General features: G+C 54.2%; 16 protein-coding genes, 3 tRNA genes and 3 rRNA genes. 9 read left to right on the top strand and 13 right to left on the bottom strand.

Annotation, left to right across the window (positions count from 1 at the left end):
* Nucleotides 1–34 precede the first annotated feature (34 nt).
* Entirely contained in the window at nt 35–937 is a 903-nt protein-coding gene (gene yafC / locus MC50_RS13310; protein WP_032689387.1) for a DNA-binding transcriptional regulator YafC, read from the top strand.
* 62 nt (nt 938–999) lie between these two features.
* Here the strand turns inward: yafC and dkgB are convergent, their stop codons facing one another.
* From dkgB to gmhB, 8 genes are all read right to left on the bottom strand, one after another.
* Nucleotides 1000–1803 carry a 2,5-didehydrogluconate reductase DkgB gene (gene dkgB / locus MC50_RS13305; protein ID WP_032689388.1) on the bottom strand — a complete coding sequence of 268 codons (804 nt, stop codon included), beginning with the start codon at nt 1801–1803 and terminating at the stop codon, nt 1000–1002.
* A 163-nt stretch (nt 1804–1966) separates the two neighbouring features.
* Nucleotides 1967–2043: transfer RNA gene (locus tag MC50_RS13300), tRNA-Asp, on the bottom strand.
* Nucleotides 2044–2097: 54 nt separating this feature from the next.
* Nucleotides 2098–2213, bottom strand: a 5S ribosomal RNA gene (gene rrf, locus MC50_RS13295).
* A 92-nt stretch (nt 2214–2305) separates the two neighbouring features.
* A 23S ribosomal RNA gene (locus tag MC50_RS13290) occupies nt 2306–5212 on the bottom strand.
* A 206-nt stretch (nt 5213–5418) separates the two neighbouring features.
* Nucleotides 5419–5494, bottom strand: a tRNA-Ala gene (locus MC50_RS13285).
* 110 nt (nt 5495–5604) lie between these two features.
* Nucleotides 5605–5681 (bottom strand) — tRNA-Ile (locus MC50_RS13280).
* A 71-nt stretch (nt 5682–5752) separates the two neighbouring features.
* Nucleotides 5753–7292: ribosomal RNA gene (locus MC50_RS13275) — 16S ribosomal RNA — on the bottom strand.
* Together the 16S, 23S and 5S rRNA genes with 3 tRNA genes alongside form the textbook arrangement of a ribosomal RNA operon.
* A gap of 355 nt (nt 7293–7647) precedes the next feature.
* Nucleotides 7648–8214, bottom strand: coding sequence for a D-glycero-beta-D-manno-heptose 1,7-bisphosphate 7-phosphatase (gene gmhB, locus MC50_RS13270; protein WP_004858176.1), 567 nt, complete (start codon nt 8212–8214; stop codon nt 7648–7650).
* Nucleotides 8215–8402: 188 nt separating this feature from the next.
* Here gmhB and metN point away from each other — a divergent pair, with 188 nt between their 5' ends.
* The 6 genes from metN to proS all read left to right on the top strand — a co-directional run bounded on the left by metN (nt 8403) and on the right by proS (nt 14031).
* The gene (gene metN, locus MC50_RS13265) at nt 8403–9434 is read left to right on the top strand and encodes a methionine ABC transporter ATP-binding protein MetN (RefSeq protein ID WP_032689395.1); all 1032 of its coding nucleotides are present in this window, start codon (nt 8403–8405) and stop codon (nt 9432–9434) included.
* Complete coding sequence (locus tag MC50_RS13260) at nt 9427–10080, top strand: methionine ABC transporter permease MetI (RefSeq protein ID WP_032689396.1); 654 nt, start codon at nt 9427–9429, stop codon at nt 10078–10080. The genes metN and MC50_RS13260 overlap by 8 nt, the downstream gene beginning before the upstream one ends.
* 84 nt (nt 10081–10164) lie before the next feature.
* The gene (locus MC50_RS13255) at nt 10165–10980 is read left to right on the top strand and encodes a MetQ/NlpA family lipoprotein (protein WP_004858169.1); all 816 of its coding nucleotides are present in this window, start codon (nt 10165–10167) and stop codon (nt 10978–10980) included.
* 108 nt (nt 10981–11088) lie between these two features.
* Nucleotides 11089–11496: an Rcs stress response system protein RcsF gene (rcsF, locus tag MC50_RS13250; protein ID WP_004858168.1), complete on the top strand. Its 408-nt coding sequence runs from the start codon at nt 11089–11091 to the stop codon at nt 11494–11496.
* Entirely contained in the window at nt 11493–12200 is a 708-nt protein-coding gene (gene tsaA / locus MC50_RS13245) for a tRNA (N6-threonylcarbamoyladenosine(37)-N6)-methyltransferase TrmO (RefSeq protein WP_032689397.1), read from the top strand. Before rcsF ends, tsaA begins: the two co-directional genes overlap by 4 nt.
* A 112-nt stretch (nt 12201–12312) precedes the next feature.
* Entirely contained in the window at nt 12313–14031 is a 1719-nt protein-coding gene (gene proS, locus MC50_RS13240; protein ID WP_004858164.1) for a proline--tRNA ligase, read from the top strand.
* A gap of 157 nt (nt 14032–14188) precedes the next feature.
* Here the strand turns inward: proS and nlpE are convergent, their stop codons facing one another.
* Genes nlpE through MC50_RS13225 form a run of 3 tightly spaced genes read right to left on the bottom strand, consistent with a single transcriptional unit; the run spans nt 14189 to nt 15885 of the window.
* Complete coding sequence (nlpE, locus tag MC50_RS13235; protein ID WP_085397085.1) at nt 14189–14887, bottom strand: envelope stress response activation lipoprotein NlpE; 699 nt, start codon at nt 14885–14887, stop codon at nt 14189–14191.
* A gap of 42 nt (nt 14888–14929) precedes the next feature.
* Nucleotides 14930–15343 (bottom strand): alternative ribosome rescue aminoacyl-tRNA hydrolase ArfB, encoded by a 414-nt coding sequence (gene arfB / locus MC50_RS13230; protein WP_032689400.1) that lies wholly within the window; start codon nt 15341–15343, stop codon nt 14930–14932.
* Nucleotides 15340–15885 carry a YaeQ family protein gene (locus MC50_RS13225; protein ID WP_032689401.1) on the bottom strand — a complete coding sequence of 182 codons (546 nt, stop codon included), beginning with the start codon at nt 15883–15885 and terminating at the stop codon, nt 15340–15342. Before MC50_RS13225 ends, arfB begins: the two co-directional genes overlap by 4 nt.
* 196 nt (nt 15886–16081) lie before the next feature.
* On the opposite strand from MC50_RS13225, the gene MC50_RS13220 reads away from it, so the two are divergent.
* Both MC50_RS13220 and rof read left to right on the top strand, forming a co-directional pair.
* Complete coding sequence (locus MC50_RS13220) at nt 16082–16282, top strand: YaeP family protein (protein WP_004858155.1); 201 nt, start codon at nt 16082–16084, stop codon at nt 16280–16282.
* Complete coding sequence (rof, locus tag MC50_RS13215; RefSeq protein WP_004858152.1) at nt 16269–16529, top strand: Rho-binding antiterminator; 261 nt, start codon at nt 16269–16271, stop codon at nt 16527–16529. Before MC50_RS13220 ends, rof begins: the two co-directional genes overlap by 14 nt.
* A gap of 15 nt (nt 16530–16544) precedes the next feature.
* On the opposite strand, the gene tilS is transcribed toward rof, so the two are convergent.
* Nucleotides 16545–17846 carry a tRNA lysidine(34) synthetase TilS gene (tilS, locus tag MC50_RS13210; protein WP_032697304.1) on the bottom strand — a complete coding sequence of 434 codons (1302 nt, stop codon included), beginning with the start codon at nt 17844–17846 and terminating at the stop codon, nt 16545–16547.
* A gap of 66 nt (nt 17847–17912) precedes the next feature.
* The gene (locus MC50_RS13205; RefSeq protein WP_047664083.1) at nt 17913–18302 is read right to left on the bottom strand and encodes a VOC family protein; all 390 of its coding nucleotides are present in this window, start codon (nt 18300–18302) and stop codon (nt 17913–17915) included.
* Between the last annotated feature and the right edge of the window lie 28 nt (nt 18303–18330).

Here is an 18330-nt window from a genome sequence, read left to right as displayed (position 1 = left end):
AAAGTCTCAATAGAATTTTGCTACAGGTGCAATAATGAGAGCCACTTCAGAAGAGATAGCCATCTTTATCGCCGTCGTCGAAAGCGGGAGCTTTAGCCGGGCGGCTGAACAGCTGGGGCAGGCTAATTCCGCCGTCAGTCGGGCGGTAAAAAAACTGGAATCAAAACTTGGCGTCAGCCTGTTGAACCGTACAACCCGTCAGCTCAATCTGACCGAAGAAGGAGAGCGCTATTTTCGTCGCATGCAGGTTGTCCTGCAGGAGATGGCGGCGGCGGAGAATGAACTTCTGGAGACACGGACGACGCCGAGGGGATTGTTACGCGTTGATGCCGCCACGCCGGTGATGCTGCATTTCCTGATGCCGCTGGTGAAACCTTTCCGCGAACGTTATCCGGAAATGACCCTGTCGCTGGTGTCATCAGAAACCTTTATCAATCTGATTGAGCGTAAAGTCGACGTCGCGATCCGCGCCGGTACGTTAACAGATTCCAGCCTTCGCGCCCGGCCGCTTTTTAACAGCTACCGCAAAATTATCGCCTCCCCGGACTATCTGGCTCGCCACGGTACGCCGAAAAATGTCGCTGACCTGAAAGATCACCTGTGCCTGGGCTTTACCGAACCGGTCTCGTTGAATACCTGGCCCGTCTCCTGCTGCGATGGTCAACTGCTGGAAGTGAATTGTGAGATCTCATCGAACAGCGGGGAAACCCTTAAGCAGCTATGCCTGGCAGGGAATGGTATTGCCTGTCTGTCCGATTATATGGTCAACCAGGAAATTGCGCGCGGGGAGTTTGTTGAACTGCTGGCCGAGAAGCGCCTGCCGGTTGAAATGCCGTTCAGCGCGGTTTACTACAGTGACAGAGCCGTCAGCACGCGCATCCGGGCATTTATCGACTTTCTTAGCGAGCATGTAAAACAGCTCCCGCAGGAGCTGTAATACGCGCGTTCCCGACCGCTCTTTTCGCGTAGTCGGCCAGCCGCTCGTGCTGATTCAGACGATCAGTCCCACTCAGGCGCCAGGCCTTCCGGGCTAACCAGACGATCGTTGCAATCCAGCGCGGCGATCGCCTGACGATCCTCGGCATCCAGCTGCAGATCCTGAGCTTTCAAATTGCTTGCCAGATTTTCGCGCTTCGTGGACGACGGGATTACGGCGTAGCCTTCACCTATCGCCCAGGCCAGAATAACCTGTGCCGGCGTCGCATTGTGTTTCGCCGCAATGCCGGCAATCACTTCATCTTTCAGAGCCTTACCATAAGCCAGCGTCATGTAAGAGGTGATATGGATACCGTGTTGTGTAGCCCACTCCACCACTTTACGGTTTTGCAGGTACGGAGAGAGCTCAATCTGATTGGTCGCGATATTTTCAGCACCGACGGCGGCAATCGCACGTTCCATTAGCGGAATCGTGAAGTTAGAGATGCCAATCTGACGGGTCAGACCCTGCTTTTTCGCTTCCAGCAGTGCAGGCATAAATGCTTCGACGGCAACGGTATCATTCGGCGACGGCCAGTGGATCAGCGTCAGATCGACATAATCTGTACGCAGCTTCTGCAGACTCTCTTCAAGACTGGCGATAAGCTTTTCCGGGCTCAGGTTTTCAATCCAGATTTTGGTGGTGATAAACAGCTCATCACGCGGCACAGCGCTTTCTTCGATAGCCTGGCCAACAGCGGCTTCGTTATCATAAATCTGAGCGGTATCAATCGTACGATATCCCAGTTCCAGCGCCGTTTTCACTGATGCGATGACCACGTCATCTTTCAGGCGGAAGGTTCCAAGACCAAATGCAGGGATTGCCATAAAATTCCTCGTTATTTCTTAATGTTGGCTGATTGAGGTCATTATGGTTGATGTAACGAAAGGGAAAAAGATCGATAAATGCAGAGGATTTTTGCTCAATAAGCAAAAATAGAACAGCAGGAAAAGAAAAAGCCCTGAGCAAATGCTCAGGGCTTTTAATAAGTGGCGGAACGGACGGGACTCGAACCCGCGACCCCCTGCGTGACAGGCAGGTATTCTAACCGACTGAACTACCGCTCCACCGAATTTTTCTACAACTACTGATTTTTACATCAGCTTACTGCGTAATTTGATGCCTGGCAGTTCCCTACTCTCACATGGGGAGACCCCACACTACCATCGGCGCTACGGCGTTTCACTTCTGAGTTCGGCATGGGGTCAGGTGGGACCACCGCGCTATCGCCGCCAGGCAAATTCTGTTACCACCCCGCATTTCTGCGCAGTGATTAATCTGTATCAGGCTGAAAATCTCGTCTCTTCGCCAAAACAGCTTCGGCGTTGTAAGGTTAAGCCTCACGGTTCATTAGTATCGGTTAGCTCAACGTATCGCTACGCTTACACACCCGACCTATCAACGTCGTCGTCTTCAACGTTCCTTCAGGACTCTCAAGGAGTCAGGGAGAACTCATCTCGGGGCAAGTTTCGTGCTTAGATGCTTTCAGCACTTATCTTTTCCGCATTTAGCTACCGGGCAATGCCATTGGCATGACAACCCGAACACCAGTGATGCGTCCACTCCGGTCCTCTCGTACTAGGAGCAGCCCCCCTCAATTCTCCAGCGCCCACGGCAGATAGGGACCGAACTGTCTCACGACGTTCTAAACCCAGCTCGCGTACCACTTTAAATGGCGAACAGCCATACCCTTGGGACCTACTTCAGCCCCAGGATGTGATGAGCCGACATCGAGGTGCCAAACACCGCCGTCGATATGAACTCTTGGGCGGTATCAGCCTGTTATCCCCGGAGTACCTTTTATCCGTTGAGCGATGGCCCTTCCATTCAGAACCACCGGATCACTATGACCTGCTTTCGCACCTGCTCGCGCCGTCACGCTCGCAGTCAAGCTAGCTTATGCCATTGCACTAACCTCCTGATGTCCGACCAGGATTAGCTAACCTTCGTGCTCCTCCGTTACTCTTTGGGAGGAGACCGCCCCAGTCAAACTACCCACCAGACACTGTCCGCAACCCGGATCACGGGTCTACGTTAGAACATCAAACATTAAAGGGTGGTATTTCAAGGTTGGCTCCATGCAGACTGGCGTCCACACTTCAAAGCCTCCCACCTATCCTACACATCAAGGCTCAATGTTCAGTGTCAAGCTATAGTAAAGGTTCACGGGGTCTTTCCGTCTTGCCGCGGGTACACTGCATCTTCACAGCGAGTTCAATTTCACTGAGTCTCGGGTGGAGACAGCCTGGCCATCATTACGCCATTCGTGCAGGTCGGAACTTACCCGACAAGGAATTTCGCTACCTTAGGACCGTTATAGTTACGGCCGCCGTTTACCGGGGCTTCGATCAAGAGCTTCTCCTTACGGATAACCCCATCAATTAACCTTCCGGCACCGGGCAGGCGTCACACCGTATACGTCCACTTTCGTGTTTGCACAGTGCTGTGTTTTTAATAAACAGTTGCAGCCAGCTGGTATCTTCGACTGATTTCAGCTCCATGAGCAAGTCACTTCACCTACCATCAGCGTGCCTTCTCCCGAAGTTACGGCACCATTTTGCCTAGTTCCTTCACCCGAGTTCTCTCAAGCGCCTTGGTATTCTCTACCTGACCACCTGTGTCGGTTTGGGGTACGATTCGTTGTTACCTGATGCTTAGAGGCTTTTCCTGGAAGCAGGGCATTTGTTACTTCAGCACCGTAGTGCCTCGTCATCACACCTCAGCGTTAAAAGAAGTCCGGATTTACCTAAACTTCCCGCCTACATGCTTAAACCGGGACAACCGTCGCCCGGCTAACATAGCCTTCTCCGTCCCCCCTTCGCAGTAACACCGAGTACAGGAATATTAACCTGTTTCCCATCGACTACGCCTTTCGGCCTCGCCTTAGGGGTCGACTCACCCTGCCCCGATTAACGTTGGACAGGAACCCTTGGTCTTCCGGCGAGCGGGCTTTTCACCCGCTTTATCGTTACTTATGTCAGCATTCGCACTTCTGATACCTCCAGCAACCCTCACAGGCCACCTTCAACGGCTTACAGAACGCTCCCCTACCCAACAACGCATAAGCGTCGCTGCCGCAGCTTCGGTGCATGGTTTAGCCCCGTTACATCTTCCGCGCAGGCCGACTCGACCAGTGAGCTATTACGCTTTCTTTAAATGATGGCTGCTTCTAAGCCAACATCCTGGCTGTCTGTGCCTTCCCACATCGTTTCCCACTTAACCATGACTTTGGGACCTTAGCTGGCGGTCTGGGTTGTTTCCCTCTTCACGACGGACGTTAGCACCCGCCGTGTGTCTCCCGTGATAACATTCTTCGGTATTCGTAGTTTGCATCGGGTTGGTAAGTCGGGATGACCCCCTAGCCGAAACAGTGCTCTACCCCCGAAGATGAGTTCACGAGGCGCTACCTAAATAGCTTTCGGGGAGAACCAGCTATCTCCCGGTTTGATTGGCCTTTCACCCCCAGCCACAAGTCATCCGCTAATTTTTCAACATTAGTCGGTTCGGTCCTCCAGTTAGTGTTACCCAACCTTCAACCTGCCCATGGCTAGATCACCGGGTTTCGGGTCTATACCCTGCAACTTAACGCCCAGTTAAGACTCGGTTTCCCTGCGGCTCCCCTATACGGTTAACCTTGCTACAGAATATAAGTCGCTGACCCATTATACAAAAGGTACGCAGTCACCCCATAAAGAGGCTCCCACTGCTTGTACGTACACGGTTTCAGGTTCTTTTTCACTCCCCTCGCCGGGGTTCTTTTCGCCTTTCCCTCACGGTACTGGTTCACTATCGGTCAGTCAGGAGTATTTAGCCTTGGAGGATGGTCCCCCCATATTCAGACAGGATACCACGTGTCCCGCCCTACTCTTCGAGTTCACAACGTGTGCATTTTAGTGTACGGGGCTATCACCCTGTACCGCCGGACTTTCCAGACCGTTCCACTAACACACGCGCTGATTCAGACTCTGGGCTCCTCCCCGTTCGCTCGCCGCTACTGGGGGAATCTCGGTTGATTTCTTTTCCTCGGGGTACTTAGATGTTTCAGTTCCCCCGGTTCGCTTCGTTAAGCTATGTATTCACTTAACGATAGTGTGTCGAAACACACTGGGTTTCCCCATTCGGAAATCGCCGGTTATAACGGTTCATATCACCTTACCGACGCTTATCGCAGATTAGCACGTCCTTCATCGCCTCTGACTGCCAGGGCATCCACCGTGTACGCTTAGTCGCTTAACCTCACAACCCGAAACTGTTTCGTAAAACAGTCCGCGTTGCGAAAATTTGAGAGACTCGAACACACCGCTTTTCCTCTCTTATTACGGAGAAAGGAAACAGTGCGTCGTTTCAATTTTCAGCTTGATCCAGATTTTTAAAGAGCAAAACTTCGCAGCATACCTTTTCAGGTACACTCTGAAGTTTTCTTATTGTGCAGCAGTAAAGGATGGTGGAGCTATGCGGGATCGAACCGCAGACCTCCTGCGTGCAAGGCAGGCGCTCTCCCAGCTGAGCTATAGCCCCATCGTAATGCTAATCTCTTGTACCGGTAATTCATACTGAGACAAGGCGTGGAAGGACGAAGCATACTGAAGTATGCGAGTCGTTTCACAACGCAGTATTCAGGATGAATTTGGTAGGCCTGAGTGGACTTGAACCACCGACCTCACCCTTATCAGGGGTGCGCTCTAACCACCTGAGCTACAAGCCTGCAGAGATTTTTTACTGCTTATTTTTCATCAGACAATCTGTGTGAGCACTACAAAGGCAGGTTCTTTCAGGTAAGGAGGTGATCCAACCGCAGGTTCCCCTACGGTTACCTTGTTACGACTTCACCCCAGTCATGAATCACAAAGTGGTAAGCGCCCTCCCGAAGGTTAAGCTACCTACTTCTTTTGCAACCCACTCCCATGGTGTGACGGGCGGTGTGTACAAGGCCCGGGAACGTATTCACCGTAGCATTCTGATCTACGATTACTAGCGATTCCGACTTCATGGAGTCGAGTTGCAGACTCCAATCCGGACTACGACATACTTTATGAGGTCCGCTTGCTCTCGCGAGGTCGCTTCTCTTTGTATATGCCATTGTAGCACGTGTGTAGCCCTACTCGTAAGGGCCATGATGACTTGACGTCATCCCCACCTTCCTCCAGTTTATCACTGGCAGTCTCCTTTGAGTTCCCGACCGAATCGCTGGCAACAAAGGATAAGGGTTGCGCTCGTTGCGGGACTTAACCCAACATTTCACAACACGAGCTGACGACAGCCATGCAGCACCTGTCTCAGAGTTCCCGAAGGCACCAAAGCATCTCTGCTAAGTTCTCTGGATGTCAAGAGTAGGTAAGGTTCTTCGCGTTGCATCGAATTAAACCACATGCTCCACCGCTTGTGCGGGCCCCCGTCAATTCATTTGAGTTTTAACCTTGCGGCCGTACTCCCCAGGCGGTCGACTTAACGCGTTAGCTCCGGAAGCCACTCCTCAAGGGAACAACCTCCAAGTCGACATCGTTTACAGCGTGGACTACCAGGGTATCTAATCCTGTTTGCTCCCCACGCTTTCGCACCTGAGCGTCAGTCTTTGTCCAGGGGGCCGCCTTCGCCACCGGTATTCCTCCAGATCTCTACGCATTTCACCGCTACACCTGGAATTCTACCCCCCTCTACAAGACTCAAGCTTGCCAGTTTCAAATGCAGTTCCCAGGTTGAGCCCGGGGATTTCACATCTGACTTAACAAACCGCCTGCGTGCGCTTTACGCCCAGTAATTCCGATTAACGCTTGCACCCTCCGTATTACCGCGGCTGCTGGCACGGAGTTAGCCGGTGCTTCTTCTGCGAGTAACGTCAATCGCTAAGGTTATTAACCTTAACGCCTTCCTCCTCGCTGAAAGTACTTTACAACCCGAAGGCCTTCTTCATACACGCGGCATGGCTGCATCAGGCTTGCGCCCATTGTGCAATATTCCCCACTGCTGCCTCCCGTAGGAGTCTGGACCGTGTCTCAGTTCCAGTGTGGCTGGTCATCCTCTCAGACCAGCTAGGGATCGTCGCCTAGGTGAGCCATTACCCCACCTACTAGCTAATCCCATCTGGGCACATCTGATGGCATGAGGCCCGAAGGTCCCCCACTTTGGTCTTGCGACGTTATGCGGTATTAGCTACCGTTTCCAGTAGTTATCCCCCTCCATCAGGCAGTTTCCCAGACATTACTCACCCGTCCGCCGCTCGTCACCCGAGAGCAAGCTCTCTGTGCTACCGCTCGACTTGCATGTGTTAGGCCTGCCGCCAGCGTTCAATCTGAGCCATGATCAAACTCTTCAATTTAAGTTTGATGCTCGTGAATTAAACTTCGTAATGAATTACGTGTTCACTCAGAGACTTGGTATTCATTTTTCGTCCGAGGACGTTAAGAATCCATGTCACTTTGAGTGCCCACACAGATTGTCTGATAAATTGTTAAAGAGCAGTGCGACGGCGCTGAGCGCTCTGTCGCGAGGTCCCGTATAATACGTTTTCCTCTTGCAGAGTCAACCTCATTTTTCAGAAGTTTTCTCTTTCAACCCGGCGGCTTGTTTGCCGTTGTTCCGTGTCGATGGAGGCGCATTATAGGGAGCCGAACGGGAATGACAAGCGGAAAAATGCATTTTTATTTCAACCGCTCATCTTTTGTACTTAACGCCTATTTTTGCTGCTTTTTGATGGCTTCCGGCAGGTCTGCCAGGCTATTCAGCACCCAGTCTGCGGCATTTTCCGCTTCCGGTGTGACCGGCTTGCCGGTACGAACCAGGACTTTAGTCCCAATAGATGCGGCGGCGGCGGCCTGCATATCTTCTACTTTATCGCCAACCATATAAGAAGCAGCCATATCGATATGAAGATAGTCGCGTGCCGAGATCAGCATTCCCGGATGCGGCTTACGGCAATCACAGGTTTGACGAAACTCTTCAACCGTCCCCTGCGGGTGGTGCGGACAGTAATAGATACCGTCCAGATCGATACCGCGATCGGCCAGAGACCAGTCCATCCATTCGGTCAGCGTTTCAAACTGCGCTTCCGTGAACTTACCGCGCGCGATACCGGATTGATTGGTGACCACCACCAGGGCGAATCCCATCTCCTTTAGCTGACGCATCGCGTCAATGACGCCATCGATAAATTCAAAGTTGTCGATTTCGTGGACATAGCCATGATCGACATTAATCGTGCCGTCACGGTCGAGAAAAATTGCGGGTACTGACTTTGCCACCGGTTTGCTCCTGATAAAGGCTAGTCTGATTAGTATCGCATGTTTCTGGAGGCAAGAAAGTGCTCATTATACAGAGGCAGATTGATTTAGACGTCTGGATGCCTTAACATCCATTTCATTGACAGGCATCGCCTGGACACGGCAGAAGAAAATGCCACGGCAAACGGCTAAACGATAATAAATAACTGATGATTAAACTTTCGAATATCACCAAAGTGTTCCTGCAGGGGAATCGCACCATACAGGCTCTGAACAACGTCAGCCTGCATGTCCCTGCCGGACAAATTTATGGCGTGATCGGCGCATCCGGCGCCGGTAAAAGTACGCTGATTCGCTGCGTTAACCTACTGGAACGTCCGACCGAAGGCAGTGTCCAGGTTGACGGTCAGGAGCTGACCGCGCTGTCTGAAAAAGCGCTGACCCGCGCACGTCGCCAGATTGGCATGATTTTCCAGCACTTTAACCTGCTGGCCTCGCGCACCGTCTTCGGCAACGTGGCGCTCCCTCTGGAGCTGGATAATACCCCGCAGGCGGAAATTAAGCGCCGCGTGACCGAACTGCTGGATCTGGTCGGTCTTGCCGATAAGCATGATAGCTACCCGGCAAACCTTTCCGGCGGTCAGAAACAGCGTGTGGCTATTGCTCGCGCGCTGGCAAGCAACCCGAAGGTGCTGCTGTGTGACGAAGCCACCAGCGCCCTGGACCCGGCAACCACGCGCTCCATTCTGGAACTGCTGAAAGATATCAACCGTCGCCTGGGGCTGACTATTCTGCTGATTACCCACGAGATGGATGTCGTCAAACGTATCTGCGATTGCGTCGCGGTAATCAGCAATGGTCAGTTGATCGAGCAGGATACGGTGAGTGAAGTCTTCTCTCACCCGAAAACTCCGCTGGCCCAACAGTTTATTCAATCCACACTGCATCTGGATATTCCGGACGACTACCAGGCTCGCCTGAAGCCGACCGCGCTACCCGATAGCGTCCCTATGCTGCGCATGGAGTTCACCGGTCATTCCGTCGACGCTCCGCTGCTCTCTGAAACCGCCCGCCGCTTTAATGTGAATAACAACATTATTAGCGCGCAGATGGATTACGCCGGCGGCGTGAAGTTCGGCATTATGCTGACCGAGATGCACGGCACGCAGGAAGATACCCAGGCGGCCATCGCCTGGTTGCAGGAACACCATGTAAAAGTAGAGGTACTGGGATATGTCTGAGGCAATGATTTGGCTGCTGTTGCGCGGCGTATGGGAAACGCTGGCCATGACCTTCGTCTCCGGCTTTTTCGGTTTTGTCATCGGCCTGCCGGTGGGTGTGCTGCTGTACGTCACCCGCCCGGGACAGATTATTGCCAACGCCAAACTGTACCGGACGCTGTCCGCGCTGGTTAACATTTTCCGTTCCATCCCTTTCATTATCCTGCTGGTGTGGATGATTCCTTTCACCCGCGTGATTGTCGGTACGTCCATCGGGCTGCAGGCCGCCATTGTGCCGCTGACGGTTGGCGCGGCGCCGTTTATCGCCCGTATGGTGGAGAACGCGCTGCTGGAAATTCCGACCGGGCTTATCGAGGCATCCCGCGCGATGGGCGCCACGCCGATGCAGATCGTGCGTAAGGTGCTACTGCCAGAAGCGCTGCCGGGTCTGGTAAATGCCGCAACCATCACCCTCATTACGCTGGTCGGCTATTCCGCGATGGGCGGAGCGGTGGGTGCCGGCGGTCTGGGGCAGATTGGCTATCAGTACGGCTATATCGGCTACAACGCTACGGTAATGAATACCGTGCTGGTATTACTGGTTATTCTGGTTTATTTAATCCAATTCTCTGGCGATCGTATCGTCCGGGCTGTAACTCACAAATAACATTATCTACACCCCCTCATTCGGGTCGTCTCCGCGCGGCCCAATGACTCGTGTACACACAGACTCTTACAGAAAGGAAATAACATGGCCTTTAATTTCAAAACCTTTGCGGCAGTCGGCGCATTAATTGGTTCTCTGGCTCTGGTGGGTTGTGGTCAGGATGAAAAAGATCCGAACCATATTAAAGTCGGCGTCATCGTTGGTGCCGAGCAGCAGGTTGCCGAAGTGGCACAAAAAGTGGCGAAAGAGAAATACGGTCTCGACGTTGAGCTGGTGACCTTCAACGATTATGTTCTGCCGAACGAAGCGTTGAGCAAAGGCGATATCGACGTTAACGCCTTCCAGCACAAACCGTACCTCGATCAGCAAATTAAAGACCGTGGCTACAAACTGGTGGCCGTGGGTAACTCCTTTGTCTATCCGATTGCCGGTTATTCCAAAAAAATCAAATCACTGGATGAGCTGCAGCCGGGCTCGCAGATTGCCATTCCTAACGATCCGACCAACCTCGGTCGTTCCCTGCTGCTGCTGCAACAGGTGGGCCTGATCAAACTGAAAGAAGGCGTTGGTCTGCTGCCAACCTCGCTGGATATCATTGAGAACCCGAAAAACCTGAAGATTGTTGAGCTGGAAGCACCGCAGCTGCCGCGTTCCCTCGACGATGCACAGATTGCGCTGGCGGTCATCAACACTACCTACGCCAGCCAGATCGGCCTGACCCCGGCCAAAGATGGTATTTTCGTAGAAGGTAAGGACTCTCCGTACGTGAACCTGATTGTTGCTCGCGAAGACAATAAAGATGCGGAGAATGTTAAGAAATTTGTTCAGGCTTACCAGAGCGATGAAGTTTACGAAGCCGCTAACAAAATCTTTAACGGCGGCGCAGTGAAAGGCTGGTAATCTCTTTTCACCGTAATATCATGCAGGACGGGCTTTATGCCCGTCTTGTCATTTATGCAAGCACCTGATTCAATAGCGCCCTGTTTGATCATTTATTGAGGAAATACTATGCGTGCTTTACCGGTCTGTTTGTTAGCACTCATGTTAAGCGGCTGTTCTATGCTAAGCAGATCTCCCGTCGAACCTGTACAAAGCACCGCAACCGCACCGGCCAAAACGGAGCCTGCCAAACCGAAAGCAGTACGTCCGGCGCCGGTAAGAATTTATACCGATGCCTCCGCACTGGTCGGGAAGCCATTCCGCGATCTCGGTGAAGTGACCGGCGAATCATGCCAGGCCAGCAATCAGGACTCGCCGCCCAATATCCCGACCGCCCGCAAGCGTCTGCAAATCAACGCAGCTAAAATGAAAGCTAACGCGGTCCTTCTGCACAGCTGTGAAGTCACCAGCGGCACACCAGGATGCTATCGCCAGGCCGTTTGCCTGGGTTCAGCGCTTAACGTCTCGGCGCAATGAGTGCTTTTCAGTTTGCGCAGATAGGCGTTATCCGCTCGCCATATAAAGAAAAATTTGCCGTCCCGCGCCAGCCAGGCCTGGTCAAACATGGCGGCGGCGAATTGCATCTGCTGCCGCCTTATAACCAGGCTGATGCCGTCCGCGGCCTGGAAGCATTCAGTCATCTGTGGGTGCTGTTTGTTTTCCATCAGACGATGGAAGGCGGCTGGCGCCCCACCGTGCGCCCTCCCCGCCTCGGCGGCAATGCGCGTATGGGCGTGTTCGCCACGCGTTCAACGTTTCGCCCGAATCCCATCGGGATGTCGCTGGTTGAACTGAAAGGCGTTCGCTGTCATCAAGATCAGGTCATCCTTCAGCTTGGCAGTCTGGATTTGGTAGACGGTACGCCGGTCGTCGATATCAAACCTTACCTGCCGTTTGCCGAAGCGCTGCCGGATGCCAACGCCAGCTACGCCCAGCAGGCGCCGCAGGCGGAGATGGCGGTCAGCTTTACCCCTGAAACGCAGGCGCAGCTCCTCGCCCTGGAACAGCGCTATCCGCACCTTACAGCGTTCATCTGCGAGGTGCTGGCGCAGGATCCGCGGCCGGCCTATCGTAAAGAGGAAGAAGCGGGAAAAACTTATGCCGTCTGGCTGCTCGATTTTAACGTACGCTGGCGCGTGATTCCGTCCGGTTTTGAAGTCTTTTCCCTTGAACCGCGCTAATTTTATTTTCCTCTCTTTTGGCATCTTTGCCACACTGGTAAACTAAACCACTTTTTTTGTTTCAGGCTGGTCCCCCAGCCTGTTCCGATCGTCCAAATGGAACCGTAACAACATGCGTACTAGCCAATACCTGCTCTCCACTCAAAAGGAGACACCTGCCGACGCCGAAGTCATCAGCCATCAGTTGATGCTGCGCGCCGGGATGATCCGCAAGCTGGCCTCCGGGTTGTATACCTGGCTGCCGACCGGCCTGCGCGTCCTGAAAAAAGTCGAAAACATCGTGCGTGAAGAGATGAACAACGCCGGTGCCATCGAGGTGTCCATGCCGGTAGTTCAGCCAGCGGACCTGTGGCAGGAGAGCGGTCGCTGGGAGCAGTACGGTCCGGAACTGCTGCGTTTCGTTGACCGCGGCGAGCGTCCGTTTGTTCTCGGTCCAACGCATGAAGAGGTCATTACCGACCTGATCCGTAACGAGCTGAACTCTTACAAGCAGCTGCCGCTGAACTTCTTCCAGATTCAGACCAAGTTCCGTGACGAAGTTCGCCCGCGCTTTGGCGTAATGCGCTCTCGCGAGTTCCTGATGAAAGATGCCTACTCTTTCCATACCTCTCAGGAATCGCTGCAAGAGACCTACGATGCGATGTATGCTGCCTACAGCAAAATCTTCACTCGCATGGGTCTTGATTTCCGCGCGGTACAGGCTGACACCGGCTCAATCGGCGGTAGCGCGTCTCATGAGTTCCAGGTTCTGGCGCAGAGCGGCGAAGATGACGTGATCTTCTCTGACAGCTCTGACTTCGCGGCCAACATTGAGTTTGCTGAAGCAGTTGCGCCGAAAGCACCGCGCGCGGCAGCAACTCAGGAGATGACGCTGGTCGATACGCCGAATGCGAAAACCATCGCCGAGCTGGTCGAGCAGTTCAACCTGCCGGTTGAGAAGACCGTCAAAACCCTGCTGGTTAAAGCAGTTGAAGGCAGCAGCTACCCGCTGGTTGCCCTGCTGGTGCGCGGCGACCACGAGCTGAACGAAGTGAAAGCAGAAAAACTGGCGCAGGTTGCCAGCCCGCTGACCTTCGCTACTGAAGCAGAAATTCGCGCCATCGTTAACGCAGGTCCAGGTTCTCTGGGGCCGGTGAATATGCCGATTCCGGTGGTTATCGACCGTACCGTGGCGGCGATGAGCGATTTCGCTGCTGGCGCCAACATCGATGGTAAACACTACTTCGGCATTAACTGGGATCGCGATGTGGCGACCCCGGAAGTTGCCGATATCCGTAACGTTGTCGCCGGCGATCCGAGCCCGGATGGCCAGGGTACGCTGCTGATTAAACGTGGCATCGAAGTGGGTCACATCTTCCAGCTGGGGACCAAGTACTCACAGGCGATGAACGCCTCGGTGCAGGGTGAAGACGGCCGTAACCAGGTGCTGACTATGGGCTGCTACGGTATCGGGGTAACCCGCGTGGTGGCTGCTGCCATTGAGCAGAACCATGACGACCGCGGTATTATCTGGCCAGATGCGATCGCCCCTTTCCAGGTCGCTATCCTGCCGATGAACATGCACAAATCCTACCGCGTGCAGGAGCTGGCTGAGAAGCTGTATAGCGAGCTGCGCGCACAGGGTATCGAAGTGCTGATGGACGACCGTAAAGAGCGTCCGGGCGTGATGTTTGCCGACATGGAGCTGATTGGTATTCCGCATACCATCGTGCTCGGCGATCGCAACCTCGACAATGACGATATCGAATATAAATATCGTCGCAACGGCGAGAAGCAGCTGATCAAAACCGGCGATATCGTGAATTACCTGGTTAACGCTATTAAAGGCTGAACCCACCGCTAAACGTAAAAAGGCCCCGCATCTGCGGGGCCTTTTTTATGTTGGCAACGAGGTTCGCTGCTCCGTTTTCCGCAGCGTTTGTTTGCCGCGTTCGCGAGAAAACGACTTACTGGTTACACTCTTTGCCCGGCACGAAGCGAGAAAACACTTACTGGTTACACTCTTTGCCCGGCACGAATTTACTATTTTTATCCGCCATCAGCGTTTTCACCATCTCCCCGCTATCGGGGTTGGCTTCCAGCGTAAAGTGCCCTTCTACCACCAGCAGCACCGGGCGCGTTTGCGTCCCGCGAGCGGCGGCATAATCGCGCTCAAGCTGGGCATTGTTAGCCACCGCGATCCGCTTACCGGTCGCGCAGTCGGTGAAGGTGGCCGCATCCGCCATATAGAAATACATCCCGCGCATGGTCATCGGCGTAGTCGGCAGGCTGGCTTTGACCGATTTCAGGGTGTAGTTGAGCGTTGACTCAATGGGGTTACCTTCCCGATCGAGCATTTCCAGGGTTTCCCCCTTCGCGCGATAGTAGGACTTCTCCCCTTTGCTGTCGGTCAGGACCAGCTTATCGGCGGTCCGCGCCCAGGTCCCGTACGAGGCGAACGATGACGGTTCACGGCTGACGCCCTGGTAACGTTCGTTCATAACCCAGCTGCCATCCTTTTCGAGGAACAGCGAGGTTTCAATCCCTTCACAATCGGCGCAGGGCAAAATGCCACGCCAGCTTTGCTGCATCGGCTTCAGTTCTTCCATCGGCGCCGGCTGTAACATCTCGACATCCGAACGATGGTTGCAGCCAAATAGCGCAAAGAGCGAACACGCTACGGCAACGGAGAGTACGATTTTCTTCACTGTTAATTCCTTATAATCCATTCCACCCGTTCGCCATGCCGCCTACTGACGAACTTTCCCCCGCAGCGCTTTGACAGAGGACTTTTGCGCCTTCGAGGCAAGACGACGCTCTTTTGACGCCCGGGTCGGCCGGGTCTCACGGCGACTTTTTTGCACTGCGGTTAATTCTTTTATTAACGCAACCAGACGGGAAATGGCCGCTTCGCGATTCATTTCCTGGCTGCGATATTCCTGAGCCTTAATGATAACCACACCCTCGGCAGAAATTAAGTGGTGACTGGCGGCCAGTAATCGTTCTTTATAATAATCAGGCAGACTGGATGCTTTTATGTCAAAGCGCAGATGGATGGCGGTAGACGCTTTATTCACGTGCTGACCGCCCGCGCCCTGCGCGCGTATCCCGGACAAGGTTATCTCTTCATCCGGAATAACCACGCTGCGGCTAATCGTAATCATGCCGACGGCTGCCACGCCGTTAAATGAATTTCCAGATTATTCTTAGCGTCAGATAGCCAGATGCCGCCGTCCTGTAAAGTGGCCTGTAGCACCATTGAACGATCGGCAAAAGCGCTGAGCCTGGCGAGCTGCGCATCATCCAGATACCAGACCGTCAGTTTGCTAAACTGCGCCATTTTGCTCTTGTTCTGCTGCCACCAGATTTCCGCTGCCCGGCTATTGTAGGCAAACAACACCACCTCCTGCGCCCGTGAACACGCTTTTTTAATCCGCCGCTCATCCGGCAAACCAAGCTCAATCCACAGGTCAACGCCGAGATGATCGTTGAGTAGCCAGAGTTCTGCCTCATCCTCTGACGAGAGGCCGCGGGTAAACTGCAGACGTTCGTCGGCGTATTTGATCCACGCCAGCAGGCGTAGCATCATGCGCTCCTGGGTTTCCGACGGATGCTGAGCCAGCGTCAGGCTGGCATCCAGAAACTGGTTGCGATCGAGATCGGCAACGTTCACCGTAGCCTTATAAATTGTCGCTTTCAGCGCCATGAATACTCTCCTGAAATAAATGGCGTACATTGTAGCGAAACGGGCGACAAAAGGCTGCCGGCAATCGGCGGCTCTCTTTTCATCCTGCTGATATTGCTTAAATGACTATGGTATAGTCACCTTGCTAAACAGAGTGTATCTTCGTAGGCTTAAACTTGCATCCCACGGTTGAGTCAGAATACTGACAGGAGGGCATGTGGACCAATATTGTGAGTTAATACGCAAGCGGTATGCGGAAATAGCCAGCGGAGACCTAGGGTATATTCCAGATGCGCTGGGTTGCGTGTTGAAAGTATTGAATGAAATTGCGGCGGATGAGGCCCTTTCGGAGTCAGTCAGGGAAAAAGCCGCCTGTGCGGCAGCAAACTTACTGGTGAGCGATTATGTCAATGAATGATACTTATCAACCCATCAACTGTGATGATTATGACAACCTCGAACTTGCCTGCCAGCATCATCTGGTGCTTGTCCTGACGCTCAAAGATGGTGAGCAGCTGCAAGCGAAGGCAAGCGATCTTATCTCGCGCAAAAATATCGAGTATCTGGTGGTGGAACTGAGCGGAAACATTCGCGAACTACGCCTGGATAAAATCGCCAGCTTCAGCCACCCGGAAATCGGTACCGTGGTGGTCAGTGAGTCCTGAATAAAAACGGGTGGCTCAGCCGCCCGTTTTCCTCCATATCATCTCTACCCCTTCGCCTTCCCGCGCTTCCCCTTCGCAGGTTACGAACAGCGAATCCGCCGCCGCAATCAGCGTCTCACCGTAGAACAGTAGCGGTGTGGTATCGCGGCGCCAGGGGGCCACGCCCAGCTCCTGCCAGATTTTCTTCAGCTTGCGGCCACCGTGACGACCGACAATATGCAGATTCCCGCTGGCGCGAAAGCGCACCGTCACCGGCTCTTCACCACGCGGGGCACGTAACGGTCCGCCTGGTTGCAGCGCCAGTTCGCCAAGACCTTCAGGCAGCCGTAGCGGTTGTCGGTAGTCCGGCCACGGTAGCAGCGCATTCGTCTGGCCGGGTTGATACCTGACCCACCACAGCCGCTGCTGATAACGGCGCACGGAAAAATCGCCAAGACGCAGACAGGGAAAGGCATCCTCCCGCGCCAGCGCGACTTCGCGCCAGATTCGCTCCGTCATCTCGCGCGAGGGCATCGGCGCAGAGTGCCTGGCCAGCCAGCGCCGCAGCAGCGCGGCGCGGCGCGGCGCGCTCATGGACGCCAGCGCGTCGATAGCTAACGAACCGTCATCCGCCACCAGTTTTGCCAAATCTTCCGCCAGCAGTTCATCCAGCAGCTGCTCCTGTTCACCGCACAGGCTGGCGCTACGCGCGACCGCTTCACTAAAGTGGGGCCAGCGCGCGTTAAGCTGCGGGACAACGCGCAGGCGGAGGAAGTTACGATCGTAGGTATCATCCTGATTACTCTCGTCCTCAATCCAGCTGAGCTGATGAGCCAGCGCCCACTGGTGCAGCGTCTCACGACGGGTATTCAGCAGAGGACGCAGCAGCCGGGTAGCGGCAAACCCGGAGGATGCCGCCATCGCCGCCAGCCCGGTTGGGCCGCTGCCGCGTTTGAGCGCCAACAGGAAGGTTTCACACTGATCGTCGAGGTGTTGAGCCGTCACCAGGGCTTCTCCCGGCCGCAGCGCCCCCCGGAAAGCCTGGTAGCGTGCCTGACGCGCATGCGCCTCCACGCCCAGGCCGTCATCCGCCAGGGTGACGCGCTCGACCACCAGCGGAACCTGCCAGTGCTGACAAACCTGCTGGCAGTGCGCAACCCAGCTATCGGCATTCGCGCTCAGGCCATGGTGAATATGGATGGCCCGCAGCTGCAGCGTCGGGTCCCGTTCTCGCCAACAGACCAGTTGATGTAAAAGCACCGTCGAATCCAGACCGCCGCTGAAGGCGACCAAAAACTGACGATAGGGGTGTAGGGTGTGCGCAATATCGGGCGTCATCATCTTGATAGTGTCGCTGGGGAGATAGCCCGGCACGTTACCGGGCCGGGCGCGCTCTGGCAAGGGTTACTGCTGATAAATCTCCAGCGGCAGGCCGTCGGGATCGTTAAAAAAGGTGAAGCGTTTGCCGGTAAAAGGATCGATGCGAATTCCCTCACAGGCCACGCCATGCTTTTCCAGATGAGCCACCGCCGCGTCAATATCATCCACGCTAAAGGCCAGATGACGCAGCCCACAGGCTTCCGGACGGCTCGGACGAGCTGGAGGGAACGGGAAAGAGAACAGTTCAATAACATACTCGCCGTTCAATGCCAGATCGCCCTTCCACGAGTCGCGCTCTTCACGATAAAACTCACTCTGCAACGTAAAGCCCAGAATATCGCAGTAAAAGACTTTGCTCCGCGCATAATTGGTCGCGATGATAGCAATATGGTGAACCCGTTTTAAACCCAGCATGTCTACTCCTCCAGTTAATGCCATCCAG

Source organism: Klebsiella planticola, assembly GCF_000783935.2.
In the GTDB taxonomy this organism is placed as follows: Bacteria; Pseudomonadota; Gammaproteobacteria; order Enterobacterales; family Enterobacteriaceae; genus Klebsiella; species Klebsiella planticola.
The sequence above is the reverse complement of the archived record's forward strand: the minus strand, read 5'-3'. Positions and strand labels throughout refer to the sequence as shown.